The sequence below is a fragment of the Pedobacter westerhofensis genome (assembly GCF_900182595.1).
GTDB classification, from domain to species: Bacteria; Bacteroidota; Bacteroidia; order Sphingobacteriales; family Sphingobacteriaceae; genus Pedobacter; species Pedobacter westerhofensis.
This window is the reverse complement of record NZ_FXTN01000003.1, coordinates 94,460-118,109: the sequence shown is the minus strand read 5'-3', so window position 1 is coordinate 118,109 and position 23,650 is coordinate 94,460. Positions and strand designations below refer to the sequence as shown.

General features: G+C 42.7%; 18 protein-coding genes and 1 tRNA gene. 10 read left to right on the top strand and 9 right to left on the bottom strand.

Translation table 11 applies throughout. The features are described 5' to 3' along the window. The first annotated feature begins 13 nt into the window (after positions 1–13). The 3 genes from FN831_RS05975 to FN831_RS05965 all read left to right on the top strand — a co-directional run bounded on the left by FN831_RS05975 (position 14) and on the right by FN831_RS05965 (position 5,139). A complete protein-coding gene (locus tag FN831_RS05975) occupies positions 14–2,809 on the top strand; it encodes a 2-oxoglutarate dehydrogenase E1 component (protein WP_142527309.1) in 2,796 nt (931 codons plus the stop codon). A gap of 19 nt (positions 2,810–2,828) precedes the next feature. Further along, a complete protein-coding gene (odhB, locus tag FN831_RS05970) occupies positions 2,829–4,070 on the top strand; it encodes a 2-oxoglutarate dehydrogenase complex dihydrolipoyllysine-residue succinyltransferase (RefSeq protein ID WP_142527308.1) in 1,242 nt (413 codons plus the stop codon). Between the two features lie 181 nt (positions 4,071–4,251). Further along, complete coding sequence (locus FN831_RS05965) at positions 4,252–5,139, top strand: hypothetical protein (protein ID WP_246101372.1); 888 nt, start codon at positions 4,252–4,254, stop codon at positions 5,137–5,139. On the opposite strand, the gene FN831_RS05960 is transcribed toward FN831_RS05965, so the two are convergent. Continuing rightward, entirely contained in the window at positions 5,136–5,882 is a 747-nt protein-coding gene (locus FN831_RS05960; protein ID WP_142527307.1) for a head GIN domain-containing protein, read from the bottom strand. The genes FN831_RS05965 and FN831_RS05960 overlap by 4 nt on opposite strands. A 92-nt stretch (positions 5,883–5,974) precedes the next feature. Further along, positions 5,975–7,627: a M1 family metallopeptidase gene (locus FN831_RS05955; protein ID WP_142527306.1), complete on the bottom strand. Its 1,653-nt coding sequence runs from the start codon at positions 7,625–7,627 to the stop codon at positions 5,975–5,977. 108 nt (positions 7,628–7,735) lie between these two features. Here FN831_RS05955 and FN831_RS05950 point away from each other — a divergent pair, with 108 nt between their 5' ends. Together FN831_RS05950 and lpdA are read left to right on the top strand one after the other, a co-directional pair. Next, a complete protein-coding gene (locus FN831_RS05950) occupies positions 7,736–9,427 on the top strand; it encodes an ArnT family glycosyltransferase (RefSeq protein WP_142527305.1) in 1,692 nt (563 codons plus the stop codon). A 77-nt stretch (positions 9,428–9,504) separates the two neighbouring features. After that, positions 9,505–10,911 carry a dihydrolipoyl dehydrogenase gene (lpdA, locus tag FN831_RS05945; RefSeq protein WP_142527304.1) on the top strand — a complete coding sequence of 469 codons (1,407 nt, stop codon included), beginning with the start codon at positions 9,505–9,507 and terminating at the stop codon, positions 10,909–10,911. 352 nt (positions 10,912–11,263) lie between these two features. Here the strand turns inward: lpdA and FN831_RS05940 are convergent, their stop codons facing one another. From FN831_RS05940 to FN831_RS05915, 6 genes are all read right to left on the bottom strand, one after another. Beyond that, positions 11,264–12,088 carry a hypothetical protein gene (locus FN831_RS05940; protein ID WP_142527303.1) on the bottom strand — a complete coding sequence of 275 codons (825 nt, stop codon included), beginning with the start codon at positions 12,086–12,088 and terminating at the stop codon, positions 11,264–11,266. 76 nt (positions 12,089–12,164) lie between these two features. Next, complete coding sequence (locus tag FN831_RS05935) at positions 12,165–15,356, bottom strand: efflux RND transporter permease subunit (protein WP_142527302.1); 3,192 nt, start codon at positions 15,354–15,356, stop codon at positions 12,165–12,167. Between the two features lie 9 nt (positions 15,357–15,365). Continuing rightward, positions 15,366–16,430 carry an efflux RND transporter periplasmic adaptor subunit gene (locus FN831_RS05930; RefSeq protein ID WP_142527301.1) on the bottom strand — a complete coding sequence of 355 codons (1,065 nt, stop codon included), beginning with the start codon at positions 16,428–16,430 and terminating at the stop codon, positions 15,366–15,368. After that, the gene (locus FN831_RS05925; protein WP_142527300.1) at positions 16,427–17,749 is read right to left on the bottom strand and encodes a TolC family protein; all 1,323 of its coding nucleotides are present in this window, start codon (positions 17,747–17,749) and stop codon (positions 16,427–16,429) included. The genes FN831_RS05930 and FN831_RS05925 overlap by 4 nt, the downstream gene beginning before the upstream one ends. A gap of 45 nt (positions 17,750–17,794) precedes the next feature. Beyond that, positions 17,795–18,406 (bottom strand): TetR/AcrR family transcriptional regulator, encoded by a 612-nt coding sequence (locus FN831_RS05920; RefSeq protein ID WP_142527299.1) that lies wholly within the window; start codon positions 18,404–18,406, stop codon positions 17,795–17,797. 113 nt (positions 18,407–18,519) lie between these two features. Then, positions 18,520–19,134: a TetR/AcrR family transcriptional regulator gene (locus FN831_RS05915; RefSeq protein ID WP_142527298.1), complete on the bottom strand. Its 615-nt coding sequence runs from the start codon at positions 19,132–19,134 to the stop codon at positions 18,520–18,522. Positions 19,135–19,375: 241 nt separating this feature from the next. Here FN831_RS05915 and murB point away from each other — a divergent pair, with 241 nt between their 5' ends. From murB to FN831_RS05895, 4 genes are all read left to right on the top strand, one after another. Beyond that, a complete protein-coding gene (murB, locus tag FN831_RS05910; protein ID WP_142527297.1) occupies positions 19,376–20,401 on the top strand; it encodes a UDP-N-acetylmuramate dehydrogenase in 1,026 nt (341 codons plus the stop codon). A 166-nt stretch (positions 20,402–20,567) separates the two neighbouring features. Then, entirely contained in the window at positions 20,568–21,098 is a 531-nt protein-coding gene (locus FN831_RS05905) for an RNA polymerase sigma factor (protein ID WP_142527296.1), read from the top strand. 153 nt (positions 21,099–21,251) lie between these two features. Beyond that, positions 21,252–21,929: a lycopene cyclase domain-containing protein gene (locus FN831_RS05900; protein WP_142527295.1), complete on the top strand. Its 678-nt coding sequence runs from the start codon at positions 21,252–21,254 to the stop codon at positions 21,927–21,929. Further along, the gene (locus tag FN831_RS05895; RefSeq protein ID WP_142527294.1) at positions 21,929–22,165 is read left to right on the top strand and encodes a cytochrome b5 domain-containing protein; all 237 of its coding nucleotides are present in this window, start codon (positions 21,929–21,931) and stop codon (positions 22,163–22,165) included. The genes FN831_RS05900 and FN831_RS05895 overlap by 1 nt, the downstream gene beginning before the upstream one ends. A 130-nt stretch (positions 22,166–22,295) precedes the next feature. On the opposite strand, the gene FN831_RS05890 is transcribed toward FN831_RS05895, so the two are convergent. Further along, entirely contained in the window at positions 22,296–23,216 is a 921-nt protein-coding gene (locus FN831_RS05890; RefSeq protein WP_142527293.1) for a PfkB family carbohydrate kinase, read from the bottom strand. A 143-nt stretch (positions 23,217–23,359) separates the two neighbouring features. On the opposite strand from FN831_RS05890, the gene FN831_RS05885 reads away from it, so the two are divergent. Continuing rightward, a tRNA-Asn gene (locus FN831_RS05885) sits at positions 23,360–23,433 on the top strand. Positions 23,434–23,650 lie beyond the last annotated feature (217 nt).

Sequence of the window (23,650 nt, the reverse complement as noted above, 5' to 3'; positions counted from 1 at the left end):
CAATTCATAAACAATGGATAATTTATCTTATCTCAACGGCGCAAATGCCGAATACATCGATTCTATCTATCAAACTTATAAAGAGGACCCTAACGCTGTCGAATTTGGCTGGCAAAAGTTTTTTGAGGGTTTTGATTTCGGAAGGGGAGCAGAAGGCGGACAAGTTAGTGAAGTTGCTCCTGAGCAATTTTTAAAGGAAGTGAATGTGCTGAACATGATCAATGGCTATCGTCAGCGCGGTCACCTGTTTACGCATACCAATCCTGTAAGGGAAAGACGTCAGCATTTGCCTACGCTGGATATTGAAAACTTTGGGTTATCTGAGGCCGACCTGGACACGCCATTTAATTCTGGTGTAGAACTGGGCATCGGTACGGCCAAACTTCGTGATATCATTGCCTTTCTTCAAAAGACTTACTGCAGGTCTATCGGTGCGGAATACAAATTTGTACGTACCCCGGAGGTATTGGGCTGGATTGAAAATAAGATGGAAAGTGTGCAGAACACGCCAAACTTTTCAATCGAGGAAAAAAGAAGAATCCTAAAAAAACTGAATGAGGCGGTAAGCTTTGAAAATTTCCTTGGCACCAAGTTCCTTGGGCAGAAAAGATTTTCACTGGAAGGTGCAGAAGCATTGATACCTGCCCTCGATTCGGTAATTGAGAAAGGTGCAGCATTGGGTATTGAAGAATTTGTGATCGGTATGGCACATAGGGGACGTTTGAATGTTCTCGCCAATATCATGCAAAAAACCTATAAGGATATATTCGCGGAATTTGAAGGTAAAGGCTACAGCGCAGAATCCCCGTTTGGAGGAGATGTGAAATACCACCTGGGCTACTCTACTGATGTAACTACAGAAACCGGTAAAAACGTCCACCTGAGTTTATGCCCTAACCCGTCCCATCTGGAAACAGTAAATGGTGTGGTAGAAGGGATGACCCGTTCTAAAATTGATTTTAAGTACGAAGGTGACAATTCGCGTATTGCCCCTATCCTTATCCATGGTGATGCTTCGGTAGCTGGTCAGGGTATTGTTTATGAGGTGATCCAGATGGCTGGCCTTGATGGCTACAAAACTGGTGGCACAATTCACCTGGTGATCAATAACCAGATTGGCTTTACAACTAACTACAAAGACGGGCGTACCAGTACGTATTGTACGGATATTGCAAAGGTAACGCTTTCTCCAGTGTTCCATGTGAACGGGGATGATGTTGAAGCTTTGGTATATGCCATTAACCTGGCAATGGAATACCGTCAGAAATATAAAAACGATGTATTCATTGATATCCTGTGTTACCGCAGATTTGGACACAATGAATCAGATGAACCTAAATTTACACAGCCGCTTTTGTATAAAACCATCGAGCAGCATGCTAACCCCAGGGATATCTATATTCAGCAGTTAATTACTGAAGGTAAAATGGAAGCCAGTCTTGCAAAAGAGATGGAAGTTGAGTTCCGTGGTATCCTGCAGGAAAGACTGAATGAAGCCAAAGAAATTACTTCTACCTACCAGACGGTGAAATTTGCCGGCGCATGGGCTGATATGAGAATTGCAGGTGCTGAGGATTTTGTGACTTCGCCGGATACTTCTGTGAAGAAATCTACTTTGCTGGAGATTGCGAAAAGGATCAGTACATTACCGGCTGATAAAAAGTTCTTCAAGAAAATTGAGAAACTTTTTGCCGACAGGAATAAAATGGCTACCTCTACACAGGTGTTTGACTGGGCAATGGGTGAGCAAATGGCTTATGCTTCATTGCTTCAGGAAGGAAAAAGAGTACGCTTAAGCGGACAGGATGTTGAGCGTGGTACATTCTCGCACCGTCATGCTGTTTTAACCCTCGAAGATTCAGAAGAGGAATATATCCCGTTGTGCAACCTTTCAGATCAGCAAGCCCCTTTTGATATTTATAACTCTCACTTATCTGAGTACGGTGTACTTGGGTTTGAATATGGTTATGCAATGGCCAATCCAAACGCACTAACGATATGGGAAGCTCAGTTTGGTGATTTCTTTAACGGAGCACAGATTGTGGTTGACCAGTATATTGCGAGTGCAGAAACTAAATGGCAGCGTGAAAACGGACTGGTCATGTTATTGCCACACGGTTATGAGGGACAGGGACCTGAGCATTCATCTGCAAGGATTGAACGCTTTATGGAACTGTGTGCTGATTACAACATGCAGGTAACAAACTGTACTACACCGGCTAACTTCTTCCATGCGATCCGCCGCCAGTTTAAACGTGATTTCAGAAAACCACTGATCGTGTTTACCCCAAAAAGTTTATTGCGCCACCCTGCGTGCGTATCGCCACTGGCCGATTTTACCGATGGTAAATTCAAAGAGGTGATTGATGATGCCAATGTAAAAGCGAATAACGTGAAAAGAGTATTGTTCTGCAGTGGCAAGATTTATTACGAACTGCTGGAAAAACAACAGAAAGAAGAGATTAAAAATGTAGCAATCGTACGTGTTGAGCAATTGTATCCTACACCTCTTGCGCAGATGGAAGCTGTGTATAAAGGCTATAAGAATGCTACTGAAGCTGTTTGGGTTCAGGAAGAACCTGAGAACATGGGTGCATGGCCTTATTTGCTACGTAAAACACGGAAAACTGCATTTTCGGATATTGAGGTAATCTCAAGAAAAGAAAGCAGCAGTACTGCTACCGGATTTGCAAAACAACATGCAGATCAGCAGGCTTTTATTTTAGCCAAGGCTTTTGAAATGAATATTACTGAAGCGGATAAGAAAATCGCGAAAAAATCAGTAAACAAAGTATATAACGTAGATTAGAAAATATAATACATCAATTATGAGTCTAGAAATAAAAGTTCCGCCAGTAGGGGAGTCGATTACCGAAGTTGTGTTGTCCCGCTGGGTGAAAAATGATGGTGAGGCAGTGGAAATGGATGAAGTAATAGCCGAATTAGAATCTGATAAAGCAACTTTTGAGTTAACTGCTGAACAAGCCGGAACTTTGAAAATAGTGGCTGCCGAAGGCGATACATTAGCCATCGGAGCTGTAGTTTGTAGCATTGAAGATGGTGGCGCTGCTCCGAAAGCAGTACCTGTTGCAGCTCCTGCTGAAGAGAAAGTTGCTGTAGCGGCAGATCAGCAAGCTGCTGCACCTGTAGCAGAAAAAGTTGCTGCCGACAGTTATGCTGCCGGTACACCTTCACCTGCAGCCGGAAAGATCCTTGCTGAAAAAGGCGTGGATGCTGCTGCTGTAAATGGATCTGGTGTGGGTGGAAGAATCACAAAGGAAGACGCACTGAAAGCGGAGAAAGTAGCAGCTGCTGCTCCTGCGCCTGCTGCAAAACCTGCTGCTGTTTCAGCTCCTGCTGTAGCAGGATCAAGAAACGAACGCAGGGAGAAAATGTCTCCATTGCGTAAGACCGTTGCAAAACGTCTGGTTGCAGTGAAAAATGAAACAGCCATGTTAACTACATTTAACGAAGTGAACATGAAGCCGATCATGGACTTGCGCGGAAAATATAAAGATCAGTTTAAAGAGAAATATGGCGTGGGATTAGGTTTCATGAGCTTCTTTACCAAAGCGGTTTGTGAAGCGATGAAAGATTTCCCGGCTGTAAATGCACGGATTGATGGTGATGCGGTTATTTTTAATGACTTCGTTGATATCTCTATCGCAGTTTCTGCACCTAAGGGGTTGGTAGTTCCGATCATCAGGAATGCAGAAAGCATGACGCTTGCACAGATTGAAAAATCTGTGATTGAGCTGGCTACTAAAGCACGCGACAGCAAATTAACAATCGAAGAAATGACTGGCGGTACTTTTACAATCACTAACGGTGGTGTATTTGGCTCGATGATGTCTACTCCGATTATCAATGCTCCACAGTCTGCAATTTTAGGTATGCACAATATCATTGAACGCCCTATCGCAGAAAAAGGCGAAGTTGTTGTTCGTCCGATGATGTACCTGGCTTTATCATATGATCACCGTATCATTGACGGAAGAGAATCTGTAGGGTTCCTGGTAAGAGTTAAACAACTACTGGAAGATCCTGCACGTTTGCTGCTGGGTGTATAAGATTTATTGCATAAGGCTTTGTCCTTTAGCGCTATAAATAATTCCGTACTGCTGCATTGTGGTACGGAATTTTTTTTGTTCTCTCTATTCCTTCTTTAACGGCTTTTTAATCCATTAGCCATCTTGAAGTCATTTAACCTGCTGAAATGTGTTTTAACAACTAATTCTGTATTTTTGCCGGGTGAAAAAATGCTGCTTACTCGTCCTTTTACTTATTTTTTGTAAAATATCTGTCCAGGCTCAGAATGATAATACTGATACACCGGCCGATCTCGGCAAGAGTATTTTTGGAAATGAAGTAAAAAGAAACTTCTCCCGAAAAGGTGATTTCTATTTCCACTGGGGCTATAACCACTCATGGTACGGTAAAAGTGACATCCGCTTTCAGGGACCAGGCTATGATTTCACCTTAAAGGATGTAGTAGCGCATGACAGACAGTCTAAGTTAAGCTGGGACTACCTCAATCCGGGACTGATCACTGTCCCGCAATACAACATCCGTTTTGGTTACTTTTTTGCAGATAACTGGAGTGTTTCCCTGGCATGGGACCACATGAAATATGTAATGGATATTCCACAAACTGTTGCTATCACGGGGACTATCGGGGCAAGTATCTCAGATCCTGGTGTTCCTACGGGTGCCCTGGCAGGTACGTATAACGGACAAATGATTAACGTCACGCCGCAAATGCTGACGTATGAACACACAGACGGATTTAACTATGCCAACATCGAACTTGAACGCTATGACGATATCTGGGTTGCACCTTCCAGAGAAACATCACTGACACTTGAAACCGGTATCGGTGGCGGTATGATGGTGCCAAGGTCTGACGTGCGGTTGTTTGAACAAGGGCGAAATAACCACTGGAACATTTCGGGATACGGCTTCTCTGTAAAAGCGGGGCTGAAATTTTATATTACCAAGTTCCTTTACCTGCAGAATACCACCAAACTTGGCGCAACCAACCTGAAAAACGTACATACCACCGGACGTGACGATGTAGATAAGGCAAGCCAGAAGATCAATTACACTGAGAATCTTTGGGTGTTGGGGTATCAGTTTTAATTCCTTGAAACACTGCCTGATCCAATGATCGTCTTTTTAACGGTTGCATCTCCGCTGTAAACCACACTGCCAGAACCGCTGATTACTGCATCCAGATTTTGTGTGGCCCTGATATATACATCGGCAGAACCGCTGATCTGTACAGAAACTTTAGCAGCTGAAAAGCTTTTGCCTTTAAAACTTCCTGATCCGCTGATGGTAAGATTAGAATCATCAGATTTACCTGTCAGGTTGATATTGCCCGACCCGCTCAGTACGCCCGTGAATGATTTTACATTTGCAGTAGCCTTAATGCTACCCGACCCGCTCAGGGTAGAAACCAGTTCAGGTCCGTTAACAGCATTGGTTACTTCCAGATTTCCTGAACCGCTCATGGTTAAAGAAGATAATCTTTTGGCGCTGATGTAGACGGCGATTTCAACATCACGGTGCCTTCTCGACCAGTCGTTCCATTTTGTTTTTGGTTTGATCGTCAGTATGCCATTTACCACTTCGGTTACCAGCTCTGCAATGGCATCTTTATCCCCTTCAAAACGAATTGATTCTGTACCGGCCATTGTTACCTTTATATTGAGCGGCCCGCCTGCAGCAATACCTTTAAAGCTGCCCAGAGGTCTCGCATCCTGAAAGGCAGAAATATTGTTTTTGATAGCATGAGCGCTGTTGCCTTTTGCAGAAGCGATGCCTGATGTATAGCTGAATAAGACTAAGGCCAGGAGTACAAGGGCTTTTAATGTTTTCATAGGTTTGTTAGTGTTTAGGTTATCTTGATTATACTATAGTTGTTGTAGTTGATAAGACGTTGCTGATTGTTATTCGTTGCATCACCAGGCATTTATTTGGTTTTTACCTGAACATAAAAATTCGGATCTGCTTTAAAGGTACTATCAGTGATCCCGGAAATAACTGTTTCTTTCCATTTATCTGAAGGATATATAAATGTATACATTCCTGGTTTCAGGGTAACTTTAACGGGCATATCAAAGCCTGGCACAACATTCTCCCAGTGGTATGACAGATTGTTGCCGGAAATCTGATAACTGAGGACAGGTATCTTTGTTGTTCTCAGATACTGATCAAATACTTTGCTGAGTTTTAAACCGCTTTGTGCGGCAATATAGTTTTCTATCTGAGCCGTAGTAACAGTCTGGTGATAGAATGTCTGGTTTAATCCTCTTAAAATGGCCCTGAACTTTTCATCGTTACCAATCAGCTGTCTGATGGTATGGATCATGTTTGCTCCTTTGGGATACATGTCGCCCGATCCTTCTTTGTTGACATTGTAAACGCCAATGACCGGGATGTCATTTTTGATGATTTTCCTCAGGCCCTGCACATAGGCGTTTGCAGCATCTTTACCATAATTGGATTCAAGGAACAAAGGTTCTGAGTAATTGGTAAAACCCTCATGCACCCACATATCGGCCACATCTTTAATGGTGATATTATTTCCGAACCATTCATGCCCACTCTCATGTACAGTGATAAAATCAAATTTCAAGCCCCATCCTGTGCCCGAAAGGTCCCTGCCCTTGTAACCCATTTTAAACTCATTTCCATAAGCTACCGCACTCTGATGCTCCATTCCCAGATGCGGCGCTTCTACCAGCTTATAACCATCTTTATAAAATGGATAGGGGCCAAACCAGTATTCAAAAGATTTTAGCATACGTTTCACATCCGCATCCCAGTGTGGTTTTGCCAGCAGGCTGTCTGCTTTGAGCGACCAGAAATTGAGGCTGAGATCTCCTTTTTCGCCCTGATACTGATCTGTCCAGTGCGCATAATCACCAATATAGAAGGTTACATCATAATTATTAATCGGATTGCCAATAAACCAGTTGTACTGCTGATAGCCATCAGGCTGATCCTTAACACTCCGCAAACGGCCGTTGGATATTTCTTTCAGGTTTTTTGGGATGCTGATACTCACCAGCATACTGTCTACCTCGTCACTCAGGTGATCTTTATTTGGCCACCAGGAACTTGCACCCAGGCCCTCGCAGGCAACAGATACCCAGGGTTTACCGGCTTTATCAGTTTTAAATATAAACCCGCCGTCCCATGGTGGATTAGCAGCGATGATTGGCTTACCCGAATAAAAGACCTTAAAGCTGTCTTTGCTCCCTTTTTTAATCCTGACAGGAAAGGTCACAAATACTGCATTGAATTCTCTTTTGTAAGAAAGCTCCCGGCCTTTATATTCTATCTTATCGATGTTGAGATTGCTGAACAGGTCGAACTGAAGCATAGAGAAATCAGACATGGCGCTGAACTTAAATTCATTGCTGCCAGCAATTGTTTGCTGGTCTATGTCTATTTTCACGTCAAGGTGATAATAGTTGATGTCGTAACAGCTGCGTAGTGGCGTGAGCATTCCTCTTAAGCTATCTGCACGGCTGAAAGTATTCTTTGGCTTTAATAATTGCGCGTCTGCATTGCATACTGTCAGACAGAGCAGCGCAATACTGTAAAATATTCTTTTCATCAGGGGCTGGTTGATCATAAAGGTTAAATATAAGGCTTGCAATTCTTTTTTATCGCAAGCTGATTAGATTTATATTTCATTTACCTTTATCACGTTTAATACCATACCATGATATCGCCAGAATACCATCCGGCCGGCAACCCGCCTGCAGAACAGCACAACAAATGGTTGTACCTTTTTATCGGTATTGCCGTGCTTATTAATTTCACAGGATTATTTGTGCCTGTAATGGGGCCGGACGGTGCTTTATATGCTTCGATTGCCAAAAACATGGCACAGCATAACAACTTTTCAGAGTTGTTTGCGCAGGGAAAAGACTGGTTGGATAAACCGCATTTTCCGTTTTGGGTTACCGCGGTTTTCTTTCAGTTGTTTGGTGTAGCGGGATGGGCTTATAAGCTCCCGGGTGTGTTGTTTATATTAGTTGCGGCATTTTATACGTACAAGTTTGCAAAAGAGTTATATGGAAAACAGGTAGGCTTATGGGCAGCGCTGATCTTGCTTACGGCGCAGCATATCCTGATCTGTACGATGGATGTACGTGCAGAGCCATACCTCACAGGCCTGATCATCGGGAGTGTTTATCACTTTTATAAAGCGCTGGGCAGGAAATGGTTTTTACACCTCGTGTTGGCTGCGTTATTTGCAGCATGTGCGGTGATGACAAAAGGGATCTTTGCACTGATTCCCATAGTGGGCGCCATCGGCGGAGACCTGCTGGTCAGAAAAGACTGGAAAACGGTATTCAGCTTCCGCTGGCTGCTGGCACTTATCCTGGTACTGGTCTTTATCCTGCCGGAATTGTATACGCTGTATTTACAGTTTGATCTCCATCCTGAAAAGATTGTGTTCGGGCATCAGCATACTTCGGGCATCAGGTTTTTCTTTTGGGACAGCCAGTTTGGCCGTTTCTTTAATAACGGGCCGATCAAAAAAGCCAATGGAGATCCTACCTTCTTTTTACATACGATCCTCTGGGCCTATTTACCCTGGAGCCTCTTGTTCTATACGGCGCTATACCAGTTTTTCCGAAAAAATTTCGCGCAGCCAAAGCTTGCCGAATGGTTTTGCGTGTCAGGTTCACTGCTCACACTGCTGGTGTTCTCGGTTTCAAAGTTTCAGCTGCCATTTTATATTGTCATCGTTTTTCCTTTTTTCTCAATTCTCTGCGCCCAATATCTCTGGAACCTGAAACTGGAAAACTCTGTTAAGGCTATACGCATTACACAGCTGATCGTAAGTAGTCTGATGGTCCTTCTGGTATTGCTGCTGCATTATTTCTTCCGTCCTGAAAATATTCCGGCGCTCTGCTGGCTGTTGCTGGCATTGGTGCTGCTCTTATTTGTGATCGTTTCCAGAACCGGTACAAACGGCAGGTTCAGGGTACTTTTCCAATGCTGTGCTGTAGTTTTCTTTGTCAATGTATACTTCAACCTTGCCTATTATCCGGCCTTATTAAAATATCAGGGGGACAGTGAAGCTGCATTCTGGATCAATAAACATAACCCTGAGCATTTACCGGTAGTGCAAACGCGTATAGGCTTTGGTTACGGACTGGATTTCTATGCGGATGCACCGCTTCACTTTTTATACCCGGGGGAGGAAAATCTGCTGCCGTCAAAACCCTATATTTTGTATGGTGAAAAGGAATTTCTTGATCAGTATGTTCCTCAGAATGCAAGGCCCGAAATCCTTAGGACTTTTGACACTTACCGTATTAGTAGGCTCAAGGGAAGGTTTTTAAACCATAATACCAGGAAGGAAACATTAACTCAAACTGAATTTGTGGTGATCAGATAAGAGAATTGCAATAAACCTGTTTTGATGCTTTATTTGTTGGGCGGTTTATTAACTTTGCTCAACAAAATTTTTCATATATGCAATACGACGTCGTTATTATTGGTTCTGGTCCTGGTGGTTATGTAAGTGCAATCAGATGTGCACAATTAGGCTTAAAAACAGCGGTTATAGAAAAGTATAAGACTTTTGGAGGTACCTGCCTGAATGTGGGTTGTATTCCGTCCAAAGCGTTGCTTGATTCTTCGGAGCACTATCACAATGCAGCGCACACTTTTACTACTCATGGTATAGACCTGCAAAACCTGAGCGTGAATATGCCTCAGATGATTGCCCGTAAAAATGATGTGGTTGCACAAAATACCGCAGGTATCACTTACCTGTTTAAAAAGAATAAAATTGACAGTTTCGAAGGCCTGGGCTCTTTCGTGGATAAAAACACGATCAAGATCACTAAAACTGACGGAACTACAGAAAATATTACTGCCAAAAATGTTGTGATTGCTACGGGGTCCAAACCAACAGCATTGCCGTTTCTGCCAGTAGACAAACAACGTATCATCACTTCTACCGAAGCCCTGAACATCACTGAAGTACCGAAAACCATGGTTGTAATTGGTGGTGGCGTGATCGGCCTTGAGCTGGGTTCCGTTTATGCACGTTTGGGTACCAAGGTCTCGGTAGTAGAATTCCTGCCTTCCCTGATTGCTACAATGGATGCCGGACTCGGAAAGGAATTACAGCGCGTACTGAAAAAATCACTGGGCATGGAGTTCTATATGGGACACAAAGTAACTGGTGCAACTAACAACGGTGAAACGGTAACAGTTACTGCACAAAATGCCAAAGGCGAGGATGTGAAACTGGAAGCTGACTACTGTATCGTAGCTGTTGGCCGTACAGCCTACACTGCAGGATTAGAACTGGAAAATATCGGTATCAAAACTGAAGAACGCGGAAATAAAATTCCTGTGAATGCACATCTTGAAACTTCCGTTCCCGGTGTATATGCCATCGGTGATGTGATCACTGGTGCAATGCTTGCACATAAAGCAGAAGATGAAGGGGTTTATGTTGCCGAAACTATTGCCGGACAAAAACCACATATCAATTATAACCTGATTCCCGGTGTGGTTTACACCTGGCCTGAAGTGGCTTCAGTAGGTGCTACTGAAGAGCAGTTAAAAGAAAAGGGAACTAAATACAAAATCGGATCTTTCCCTTTCAAAGCCAGCGGACGTGCAAAAGCCAGTATGGATACGGATGGTTTTGTAAAAGTACTTGCAGATGAAGCTACTGACGAAATCCTGGGTATACATATGATCGGGCCACGTGCTGCGGATATGATTGCAGAAGCTGTTGTTGCAATGGAGTACCGTGCTTCGGCAGAGGATATTGCAAGGATCTGCCATGCCCACCCGACTTACACTGAGGCTTTGAAGGAAGCAGCTATGGCGGCGACGGCGAACAGGGCTATTCATATCTAAAATTGAATGACTTGCTTCTGAAACATAATGTTTGAGACCTGTTAGCATGACGCCTGAGTTGTTTCATGCTTCGCTAAAAAAACAGTGTACCATATGACGGCTGCATTAATTTGCTACGCAAAAGAAAGCGAGGCCGTCATATGGTACACTGTTTTTTTTTAGATGATCCTGTAGGGCGTTGGCATAAAAGATCTTTCAAAAAAATAAGTGTATGCTGTATTCCGGCCTGACGTTCTTTTGCTCAGCAAATTAATGCAGCCGGAATACAGCATACACTTATTTTTAAAAACTGAAACCCTATGCGATTAGACCGCACATGTAGCACTCCGGTATGATGAACCCTGTAAACAAGTTATTCCGGTATCGGTTCTTTAATGCCAGTTGCCGGATAAACCTGAGCCAGAACTCTTGCTCCGATCTTGATCAGCCGTAAGTGTTCATCAATATGTCCGTGCTGTACCTCGGCATTGATGTATGGGATGTTATTCTGCATAGCATAGATAGATAGTGAGCCATCATCTACTGCATCTTTGGATTGCAGCACCACATTGACATTTTCTTTTTTAAGCAGGTTAAAAACGGCCAGTTCAGTTACCAGCAGCATGTCGTCATTATCCATTTCGAAATTGATATGCACTGAATCGGCTGTACCTTCCAGCTCATAACCCTTCAGATAGCTGCTCACACCGAATCCGCCATCGGCGTTGTTATGTAAGGTAAATATATAACCTGCTTTTTTAGGATTGTAGGTGTTAAGGATAGCCTTTCCGGCTTTCTCCAGCTCCAGGATCACATTGTCGTCCCAGATGCCATATTTCTGCAGGCCAGCTTTAATTCCTTTTTTGGTATAGATACTGTTGGGGTCAGTCTGATATTCCTCATCCTCATAGATGAATTTATAGTTCCGCACTCCACCGTACTGGCAGTCCAGCAAAGTGCCGCCGTTGTCATTGATATATCTGAATGCCGCTTTTACACCAGTGTCCTCGTCATCATGTATCGCAAGAAAGTGAATATTCTGGTCGCTGTATTTGTAGTTGATCAAACCAACATCCAGATCTCCAAGTGTTACATAGGCACTATCGCTGGTCATACCTTCAAAAACCGGAGGATGCTGCGCTTTTAAATTCAGGGCGAAGCAGCATAAAAATAATAAAGCTAAAGATCTCAATAACATAAAACTAAAAGGATTTTTGGATGTAACGCAAAAAGGGAACCACAATGGGTTCCCTTCTGCAATATAATTAAATCTTTTAGTGCTGATGATCCAGATCGTATTCTTTTACCTCTTTGTGATCGTAAGGCTGCACCATTAATTCATCGATTGTGACGCCCTTTTTGTTGAATCCGAAGCGATCCAGCATGCGGTCGAAGATCTGGTACATTACCGGCACAACAATCAGGGTAAGGAACAGCGAACTGAGCAAACCACCAATAATTACCCAGGCTAAACCATTTTTCCATTCTGCACCTGCACCGCTGGCCAGTGCGATCGGCATCATACCAATCACCATGGCGATTGTTGTCATCAAAATAGGGCGTAACCGCGCATGGTTAGCCAGTATCAGTGCTTCGTGGGTAGTCTTTCCTTCAGCTTTCATCTGGTTGGTAAAATCGACCAGGATAATCGCATTTTTAGCTACCAGTCCGATCAGCATGATCAGTCCCAGGATCGTAAAAATATTCAGTGCGTTATTGGTTAGCGATAAGGCCAGTAAAGCCCCGATCACTGAGAGCGGGATAGAGAACATGACTACAAACGGATAAACGAAACTGTCATACAGCGCCACCATGATCAGGTATACCAGGATGATGGAAGCCAGCAAAGCAATTCCAAGGGTACCAAAGCCGTCACCCTGGTTTTCTGCATCCCCTGCCCATACATAACTTACACCGACAGGCTTTCTCAGTTTACCCGATTTCTCCAGGTCCAGCAGTTGCTGCTGAAATTCTGCAACGATCGTACCTGTTGGGCGTCCGATTGACTGCGCTCTTACCGATACAGATGTACTCTTATCCCTTCGTTCCAGCTGACTTGGGCCGGCGCCTTCTGTAATTGCTGCAAACTGCGTTAGTTTAACCTGCTGCCCGTTGCTGTTTACAAAGATCAGGTTTCTTACATCATCTATGTTCTTGCGGTCAAAATCCTGGTAACGAATGTTGATATCATATTCATATTCACCTTTACGGAACTTGCCATCAGTATTACCACTGAAAGCCGTCTGCATGGTGGCACCCACAGTTTGTAAGGTAAGTCCCAGAGCAGCCATTTTATCACGGTCTACCTGTACGTTGATCTCCGGGCTACCGCCTTCCACCGAAAGTTTCAGCTCGGCAGACCCTTTAATTTTAGCCAGCACTGCTTTGGCGCCTTCGGCGTATTTCATCGCACTGTCAAGGTCAGATCCCATCACCACCAGCTCAATAGGCGCATTTTCTGCGATCCCCAGGATACTGATCGGCACAGTTTTTACTTTGGCACCTACCAGGTACCTGGCCAGTTCGCGACTTACTTTAGTGGCATATATACTTGAGTTATCAGCACGTTTATCCCGTTCAACCAGTTTTACGTTGATCTCAGATTTGTAAGCCGTAGCCTGTGATGCACCAAAGTCACCACTTGACTGTCCTACCGTAGTAATCAGTTGGATGATCTCAGGTTTCTTTGATAAAAAGGCTTCGGCTTTTTGTGTAATCAGGTTAGTCTGTTCAATAGAAGCGTCTTTCGGGAGCTCCACCTGTACCAGGAATTCTCCCTTATCACTCTTGGGGAAAAACTCCGTTCCGATATAACCCATCGGGATGAGGCTGCATGAACCCAGGAAAAGCACAACTACCAGTAAAATGGTTTTTCCTTTGTTAGCGAGGGACCAGTTAAGGATGCTGGTAATCCAGATTGTGAATTTGCGAAGCTGCGCTTCAAACCAAAGGATGAACTTACCGAATATATTTTTGCCCTCGATCTTTTCCAGTTTACCAAAACGGGAAGAGAGAAGGGGTACAATGGTAAATGAAGAAAACAGGGAGAGAAGCGTAGCAATAATTACCACCACGCAGAATTGACGGAGGATATTGGAAACCAGTCCGGTACTGATCGCGATAGGGAAGAACACTACCACGATAACAAGGGTAATTGACACCACCGTAAAACCGATTTCGCTGGTTGCGTCATATGCTGCCCGAACTTTGTTCTTGCCCATTTCCATATGGCGGTAGATGTTCTCCAATACTACAATCGCATCATCCACCAGGATACCTACTACCAGCGATAATCCCAGCAATGACATCAGGTTGAGGGTATAGCCTAACAGGCTCATCCCAATAAAGGTAGCGATCAGGGAGGCAGGGATAGAAACCATAACGATCAGTGCGTTCCGGATACTGTGAAGGAAAAACAGCATCACAAAAGCAACCAGGATAATCGCCAGTACCAAATCGTGGATTACTGCATCGGCAGACTCCAGTGTGAAGATAGAACTGTCATTGGCAATGATAATTTTAAGGTTGTTGGATTTATAATCCAGCATCAGTTTGTCGATCGCCTTATGCACACCCTTGCTTACTTCTACGGCATTTGCATCTGATTGTTTAATGATCTGGATGGCAATGGCCCCTTTACGATCGATACGCGCAAGTTTGTCTACTTCTTTTTGTGCATCCCGTACATCTGCAATATCTCCCAGGCGGATTTGCGCACCGTCTTTTCCGGTACTCACCACCAGGTTGCGGAGTTCGTCTACGTTTTTGTATTTACCCGATAAACGGATCAGAATATCCTGGTCCTGCGTTTTTACGCTACCGGTTGGGAAGTCCAGATTGGAAGTAAGAATCGACTGCTGAACCTGAGGCACAGATAAGCCGTAGCCCTGAAGTTTGCCGGCATTCAAGGATACTTCGATCTCCCTTTCCTGTCCGCCTACCAGATTGACCTGTGCAACGCCAGTCACCCTTGAGATGATCGGTGCGATCCTTTTATCGATCAGGTCATAAAATGCAGCATCATCCATTTTTGCCGAGGCAGACATGGTGATTACCGGCAGATCGTCCAATGAGAACTTGTTTAATGAAGGCGTTTTTACATCAGTAGGTAAATCTGCGAGTATCGAGTTTACCTTACGCTGAGCCTCATTGAGGGAAAGATCTACATTGGCCTTATCATTCAGTGTAATGGTTACTACAGACAGGCTTTCATAAGATACGGCATTTAGTTTTTTGATATTCTCCATAGAGGATACCGCATCTTCAATTTTCTTGGTAACGGTGTTTTCTACTTCACTCGGAGATGCTCCGGGGTAGATTGTAGAAATAGAGACCACATTATTGGAGAATTTGGGCAGCAACTCATAACTGAGAGAGAAGTAGCTCAATAATCCCATCAGCGTCAGCACGGTGAAAACCACGATGACAAGTGAAGGTCTTTTGATAGATATTTCTGTTAATTTCATCTATATTAATTATTTAATTGCCGTAACCGGACTTCCGTCCACCAAATTGATTTGTCCGCTGATGATTGCAGTTTCACCTTCTTTCAGTCCTTCAATAATTTCCACCTGATCATTGATCGTTCTGCCGGCAATCACTTTACGGATCTTTGCCGTGTTTCCATTCTCCAGCACAAAAATTTGGTTGCTGCTTACACTGCCCACAAATGCACCGCGGGGAATCGTAATAGTAGCTGCCTGTGCCGGGAATTTAAAAATGGCAGTGCCGTACATTCCGGCCTTAATGGTATTGGCATGATTGTTCTCTACTTCAATTTCTATAGGGAAGTTCAGCGTTCCGTCTGCTTTGGCAGCAATGAAAGTGATCTTTCCCGAAAAGTTATCAGCAGGAAAAACGTTTGATTTGATTTGTACCCGGTCTCCTGTTTTAAGGCTGGCCACCTGGCTTTCGTTCACGTTTACTTTTAATTTAAGTTTTGAAACATCTACCAATTCAAACATCTGTGTGCCCTGGGCATTCACAAAGGCACCAACTTCGATATATCTCTTATTTACAATGCCATTGATAGGGGATTTGATATTTGCATCGCTTACTCTGCGGGCAGAGCTCTGCAATCTCAATCTCGCATTTTTTGTTGCCAGTTTAGCCTGGTCGAGCTGCTGTTGTGTTACACCGCCGGTACTAAAAGAGCTTGCATATCTTGCTTCATCCTTAATAGCATTATCCAGCGTGGCCTGGGCAGTTTCCCTGTCAGTATTGATGATCTCTGCATCGATGCGTGCGATCACCTGTCCTTTTTTTACATGGTCGCCCTCATCTGCATAGATGGCGCTGACACGGCCTGCATTTTCAGACAGGAAATTTAATTCCTGATTAGGGGCAAAGTTGCCGTTTGCAGTAAAGTCTAAATCAACGGTTTCTTTTTTCACTGTAGCAACACGCACGCTGATCGCCCCGCTGCCCTGAGAAACCAATGCTGTTTGCGCGTCATTTTTCTTTTTGTTGCTGTTCAGTATCCAGGCAATTACCCCGATAACAACTATAATAAGAACGACAGTTATAATTCCTCTTTTCATTTTAATAGTGATTTTATATTTCCGTTTGATTTGATTAATTGGATTTCGGCGATCTTATAATTTAATAAAGCCTGGGTATAACTGTTTTGTGCATCTGTCAGGGCATTTTCGGTATCCAGAAGATCCGTTAATGCGGCAAGACCATTGTTATAATTGTTTTGCGTGCTGTTGTAGATTTCCTGGGCCAGGGTAGCATTCTGGCGCTGTGCTTTGATCGTATTGATATTGTTTCTCAACTGGATCTTGGCATTCTCATATGCCAGGTTGAGTGAGTTTGATCGTTCCCTGATATCTTCATCAGATTTTCTGATATCTATATCTGCCTGACGGATCCTTGAGCGTGTTGCAAATCCGTTGAAAATAGGCACCTTCAGTGTAAGGCCGATAGCCGAAGCATTGTAATAGAATGCTGATCCACTTTTATTAAAGAGGTCAAAGTGATCACTCTGGCCTGTAGTAGAAAGATTTCCTGTCAGAGATAAATTAGGATAATATTCTGCTACATAGGCTTTGCGCTGCAGCGTGTATAATTCACGCTGCACACTCAACAACCTCATTTCTATCCTTCCGGCGATATTTACAGTATCTGCCATCTCAGGAAGCGTCTCTACTTTTTTGAGTTCATCCGGCGGTACATTGATCACCGTTCCAACAGGCATGCCCATGGAGAATTTCAACTGGTTTTCCAGTTGTACCACGGCATTGATTGTTTGTTCACGCTGCGTCTGCAGGTTGGTAAGGTTTACCTTTATACGGTCCACATCGATCTTTTTCGCCAGTCCGTTTGAATACTGATTGGTAATGATCTTCTCCACCACTTTAATATTTTTGATATTGGTATCGAGCACATTAAGATGCTGTCTGCTCACCAGTACCTGGTAATAATTATTGGCTACCTGCTCGATAATCTGTTCATCGGTAAGCTCGGCACTCAGGCTATAAAAGTTCTCACTGGTTTTTGCAGCTTTCAGTCCGGTAAAGACAGTTTGGTTAAACAGCTGCTGGCTCACCTGGACACCTGCATTGTCATTCCATTTTCTTCCGAGCTGGAAGGCCTGATCACCAAAAACCAGCTGGCCGATGATGGCATTATAGGTCAAAGAGGCATTTCCGGTAATTTGAGGCAAAGCCTGGGAGCGGACCTCCTGCGTTTTGAACTTGCCGCCATCGATATCGAGACGCGACTTCCTTGCTGTTGCATTATTCTCGATCGCAAAATTTAGCGCATCTTTAAGTGTGAGCGGCTGCTGGGCACTGACAATTGTCGAGATCAGCAGGCAGACCCATAAGATGGGAATTGATTTTACAGGTTTATTCATAATTTGGTTTTTGTGGTAGGGAAGGCTGTTTTTTTTGAGTCTTTTTTAAGTTTTAAGGCCTTTAATAAATATTTTAGACAGGCTAACCTGTTTTTCTTTCATGAGTTTGAGTTCTTTTTTACCTGGAAAAAGTTCTTTGTTTCCGTGCATAATACATAGGGAGGTGAGGCCCGACTGGCAGGACAGGTAGAGTTCTGCTATTTTGGGAATATCATCCTGCGGAGCAATCTCTTTCCGGGACACCGCAGCTTCAAATACAGTTTCATGAAACCTTAAGTTCTTCACCATCATGGTTTCAAGATAGTTTTTTAATTCAACTGAACTTAACGAGGAGTCTGGATTTCCATAAGAAAGATGAAGCATATAATAACGCAGGAAGAACTTATGTTTGATTTCGATAATATTCAGCAGGGTGGTCTCTATCGGCGTTCCAAGTTTCTGGTCTCTATATAATACGCTGAAATAGTCGTCGAAGATCTTTTCTATTACGCCCAGTATCAGGCTGGTTTTATCGGGAAAATAATAATATAATGATGGTTTGGATACAGAAAGGTCTTCTGCAATCTCATTCATCGTTGTTTTGTGAATACCAAAATGGATAAAACGTTTAATCGCTCCCTCTATAATCAGTTCCCTCTTTTTATCAGTTTCTAACATTCTACTTTTTTACCTTTTGACTTTATTGTATTTATAGTCAAAAATATATCAAGCATTCTGCATAAAAAAACTTTATCCCCGATATTGGGGATATGATAAGTTAAATGACAATTCTATGACTTGTTAACTGGCTTTAAACCAGCCAAAAAGATTTCTGCGAATCGTTTTTCCTTCAGGAAGATCAATTTGAATTCCTCCTTTCCCGGGAAGAGGTGTTTGGCACGGGTGAGGATGTTAAAGTGGATACCGGATACGGCTTCAACAAATATTTCTGTAGTGAAGGGGATATCTTCTACTGCCAGTTCGCCCGATAAATTACCTTTACTCAGCAATTCGGTAATGATTTTGAGTTCAAAGGCCCTGGCACGTGTGAATTTTTCATAAAGTGCTTCGGGGAGTTCGGAGCCAATCATTTGGGTATATTCAATCAGCTTATAGTATTTTTGGATAAAAGCCTGTCTTTTCTGAAGAAGTATGAGGATCCCCTCAGTAGCAGTAGAAGTTTTCTCAACGGATTTGATCAGGTCTCTGCTCAGCGTATGCATCATGTTTTCGATCACACTTACATATAAACTAAGTTTGTCGGGGAAGTAATAATAAAGTAAGGCTTTTGAAAAAGAAATGTCCTTCGCAATCTCGGTCATGGTAGTTTTTGCGAGTCCATAGTGTGCGAATCGTTTTAGGGCTGCATCTATGATTAAAAGTCTTTTTTTATCTTGATTTTCCATGTTAATCAGGCTTGCTTTTTTTCAATTGGGGTTACGGCTTAAATAAGGTTATAATCGAACGTAAAATATGCAAAATAATTAAATATTTTACTTAACAAGTTTATTACAGGTCATAACATTTACATTGAAACGATAATTTGAAAATTGCAGTTTTATGGCCGCTATCCTCATTTTGTGATCAAACCTATGACTATAGTATAAATAGTATATCTACATTTGCCGTAAATAACCCTTTGCCCATATGTATTTACTGCAGGAAAATAAATCCCTAAAATCTTACAACACTTTTGGTATCGATGTGAAAGCGCGTTTCTTTGCCGAAATAAACAATGAAGAAGACCTTCGCGCGCTGAGACTTGATCCTGTTTTTAAAGAGAACCAGTTATTGGTACTTGGCGGTGGCAGTAATATGCTATTTACTAAAGACTTTGATGGGTTGGTGCTGAAGGTGAGTATTCCTGGCATTAGGGCTGCGCGGTCTGCAGAAGACGAAGACCAGGTACTGGTAACAGCCGGTGCAGGTATTGTATGGAACGATCTGGTGAATTACTGTGTGGAACAGGAGTTTGCCGGTATGGAAAACCTGAGCCTGATCCCCGGAACAGTGGGAGCGTCGCCCATACAAAATATTGGTGCTTACGGTGTAGAACTTAAGGATATATTTGAGTCATGCACAGCATTCGAAATCGCTACGGGCGAATTCAAAATCTTTGATTTTGAAGACTGCCACTTTGCCTACCGCGACAGTATCTTTAAAAACGATCTGAAAGGACAGTATCTGATTACCGCTGTAACGTTCAGGTTGAACACCCAGGCAAGGATCAATTCACAGTACGGAGCGATACAGTCTGTGCTTGCAGAAAGAGGTATCAGGCGGCCTACTATTGCTGATATATCCAAGATAGTAGCAGAGATCCGGGTAAGTAAATTGCCGGATCCCTCAACAATAGGTAATGCGGGCAGCTTTTTTAAAAACCCGATTATCGGCAAAGCTGAATATGAATCGATTATTCAAACTTTTCCTGATCTGATCAGTTATCCCGCAGGAAAAGAAAAGGTAAAACTCGCGGCAGGCTGGTTGATTGAATCCTGCGGATTTAAAGGCATTGTAGATGGCAATACGGGTACCTGGAAGAACCAGGCACTTGTACTGGTCAACCATGGGCAGGCTACAGGGACAGAAGTGTATAGTTTTTCGGAAAAGATCATAGACACAGTTGAAGCGAAATTTGGTGTAAAACTGGAGCGTGAAGTAAATATTTTGTGACAATCATTAGAATTATAATTCTAAACCTGCATTTTTTTTCTTAAGGCTATGAATTGATTTTTTGGTACATATGTTGTATTAAGGTTAGCAAGCAAGATTAAACAAACAGACGACGCCACTCTATCAACCTGTTTGTTTGCTCTTTAACCTTAAAACTTAAAAGATTATGACAAAAAATGAATTTAACCTCCAGCTCCATAACCACTCGGTTTCTTTGCAGTCATTCGCTTTAAATTTTACTAAAGATATTGAAGATGCCAACGATCTTGTTCAGGATACGATGCTAAAAGCGGTTACTTACTATAGCAAGTTTAAAGACGGCACAAATCTTAAAGGATGGTTGTTTACCATCATGAAAAATACTTTTATCAATAACTACAGGCGCCTGGTTAAAACCAATGCACTGATTACCAAGTCTGAAGATATTTCCTCTGCCAATCTGCACTACAGTGCTACAAAAAATACAATTGACAGTAAATTTGTAATCGGAGACATCAATAAAGCCTTGGCAACACTTCAGCCTGAATATCATGTTCCGTTTGTAAAATACTTTGAGGGATATAAATACCATGAGATTGCTGATATGCTTGAAATTCCAATCGGAACAGTAAAGACAAGGATCCATGTAGCCCGCCAGATACTTAAAAAATACCTGAAGACTTATTCAAAAGAAATTCTGGGAACTGAGATACTTTAATACTTAATACATCCAGTCCCGTATAACGTTATTCAATACCTTATGATAACATAAAGCGGCTGATCATTACGATCAGCCGCTTTTTTTGTACTGCGGCTCGCCTGAATCCGGGATCAAAAGTTTATTTTTGGCGCTTATCATACTTAAAGGTCAATGAACTATACCTACCTGCTGATCAACCTCGGACTACTATTATTCTCCATATTGGTGTTTTCGAATAAGCAACTGAATTTTGCGGCTCAAAGCAAATTCATCATTCTCGCTGTCCTGATCAACGTTTTTGTCTTTTCGGTACCCACGGAATTTCTAACGCAGCTGAAGGTGATTGTTTTTAATCCTCCTTATCTGAGCGGTATGACTTTATGGGAACTGCCTGCAGAAGAACTGCTGCTGTCTATGCTGCTTCCGCTCAGCGGAATGGCGGTCTATCTTTTCCTGAACAGACTTTTTCCTGCTAATACCCTTGAAAAGTATAGTCTTGCCCTTAGTAATATTCTTTTGGGCGTGTGTATTGCAATGTTATATTTTGGGCACCAGAAGCTTTTTACAGTTTTTACCTTTTCGATCCTGCTTGTGTTTTTGCTATATATCGAATATGTAAGCAAAATCAGATTTATGTACAGGTTTTATCGTGCGTTTCTTGTTTCGCTGATCTTGTTTTATATAGTATATGGGATCTTATCTTCTCTTCCTGTCATACAGTACACTACTGAAGAAACGCTAAATTTCAATCTTGCACATATTCCTTTTGAGGCGCATTTTTATTTTATGTCAATGCTGCTGCTGAGTATCTATCTTTTCGAACTTTTTAAAAGCAGGGCACGCAGCTGATGGATTTACCGGAATACACAAAACAGCAGCTGGCTCTGCGCAATGGCGAGGACAAACCACAAATCTGGGTGGCTTACAATGGCCTGATCTACGATGTTGGCGAAAGCAGGCTGTGGAGAAACGGAAAGCATTATGAACACTGGGCGGGGCAGGACCTGACCGATGAGCTGGCAGATGCGCCGCACACAGCGGGAGTGTTTGAAAAATTTACACCTGTTGGTAAACTAAAGCCATAAAAAACGGCAGCCTTTTTTCTGCAATCCCCCTACAACTGTTGAATTGTGAGGGCTTCCATTTAAAGTGCTGCCGCTTTTAAGAAATTTGATTTATCAGGATCATACCGGCGCGTTATCCGGTATATGTCATTTAAGCTTCGATCGTAAATGTGCTCAGGTTCACAAACTGCTGTACACGTGCAGCAACCTCCTCATCAGTAAGATTTACAATTTTTTCTGTACCAAATTTTTCTACACAGAACGATGCTAATGCAGAGCCAAAGATGATCGCGTTTTTCATATTGTTAAAATTCACAGTACCGACTTTAGCCAGATAACCGATAAATCCACCGGCAAAAGTATCTCCAGCACCAGTTGGGTCAAAAACTTCTGCTAAAGGTAGTGCAGGAGCAGAGAAGATCTGATCTTCGTGGAACAGTAATGCGCCATGTTCACCTTTTTTGATAATCAGGTATTTTGGTCCCATCGTCAGAATTTTCTTTGATGCTTTCACCAAAGAGTACTCGCCTGATAATTGTCTTGCTTCTTCATCGTTAATAGTCAGCACATCTACCAGTTTCAGCGTTTCCAGTAAATCATCCATAGCTACATCCATCCAAAAGTTCATGGTATCCAGAACAACCAGTTTAGGGCGGTTTTTAAGACGTTTGATCACAGTTTGTTGTATTTTTGGCGTCAGATTGCCCAACATCAGAAATTCGCAGTCCTGATAGCTCTCAGGGATGATGGGATCAAAATCCGCCAGAACGTTTAATTCTGTAGCCAGGGTATCCCTGCTGTTCATATCATTGTGATATTTTCCAGACCAGAAGAAAGACTTTTCGCCTTCTTTAACCTGCAGCCCTTCTGTATCGATACCATGCGTGGTAAAGGTGTCAATATCTGCCTGATGAAAGTCATCTCCAACTACACCTACTATTTTTACTTTTTTATAGAAGTAAGACGCAGCTAAACTTGCATAGGTAGCAGCGCCACCAACGATCTTATCAGTCTTTCCGAAGGGAGTTTCAATAGCATCAAATGCTACAGTCCCTATGATTATCAGGCTCATATGTTTTATTTTAAAATTTTTTCAATATTTTTCACTGCAAATATTGCATAAATAATTTAAAAGCCCTAATATTGCATTCCCAAATCGGACAACACTTTATGTTCTTTATTAAAGCAGAAAGCCGTTTTCGGATACCAGAGTACTCCTTCTTAGCTCAGCTGGTTAGAGCATCTGACTGTTAATCAGAGGGTCGCTGGTTCGAGCCCAGCAGAGGGAGCAGATTTCATCAAGCCTTACCACGTCCGGTAAGGCTTTTTGCGTTTACCGGTTTTATTTCTAATGATAATGTGCGCGTAAACTAAAATTTCAGGCTCCTTTAAATTCTTGGTTTAGAAAGGTTAATCTGTTTGTAGTATCTCATTGAACGGCCCCGTGAAAATGAGACGAATAGTCAAAAACTTGAACAGTAAATGCTGATCCCATTCGGTTACTTT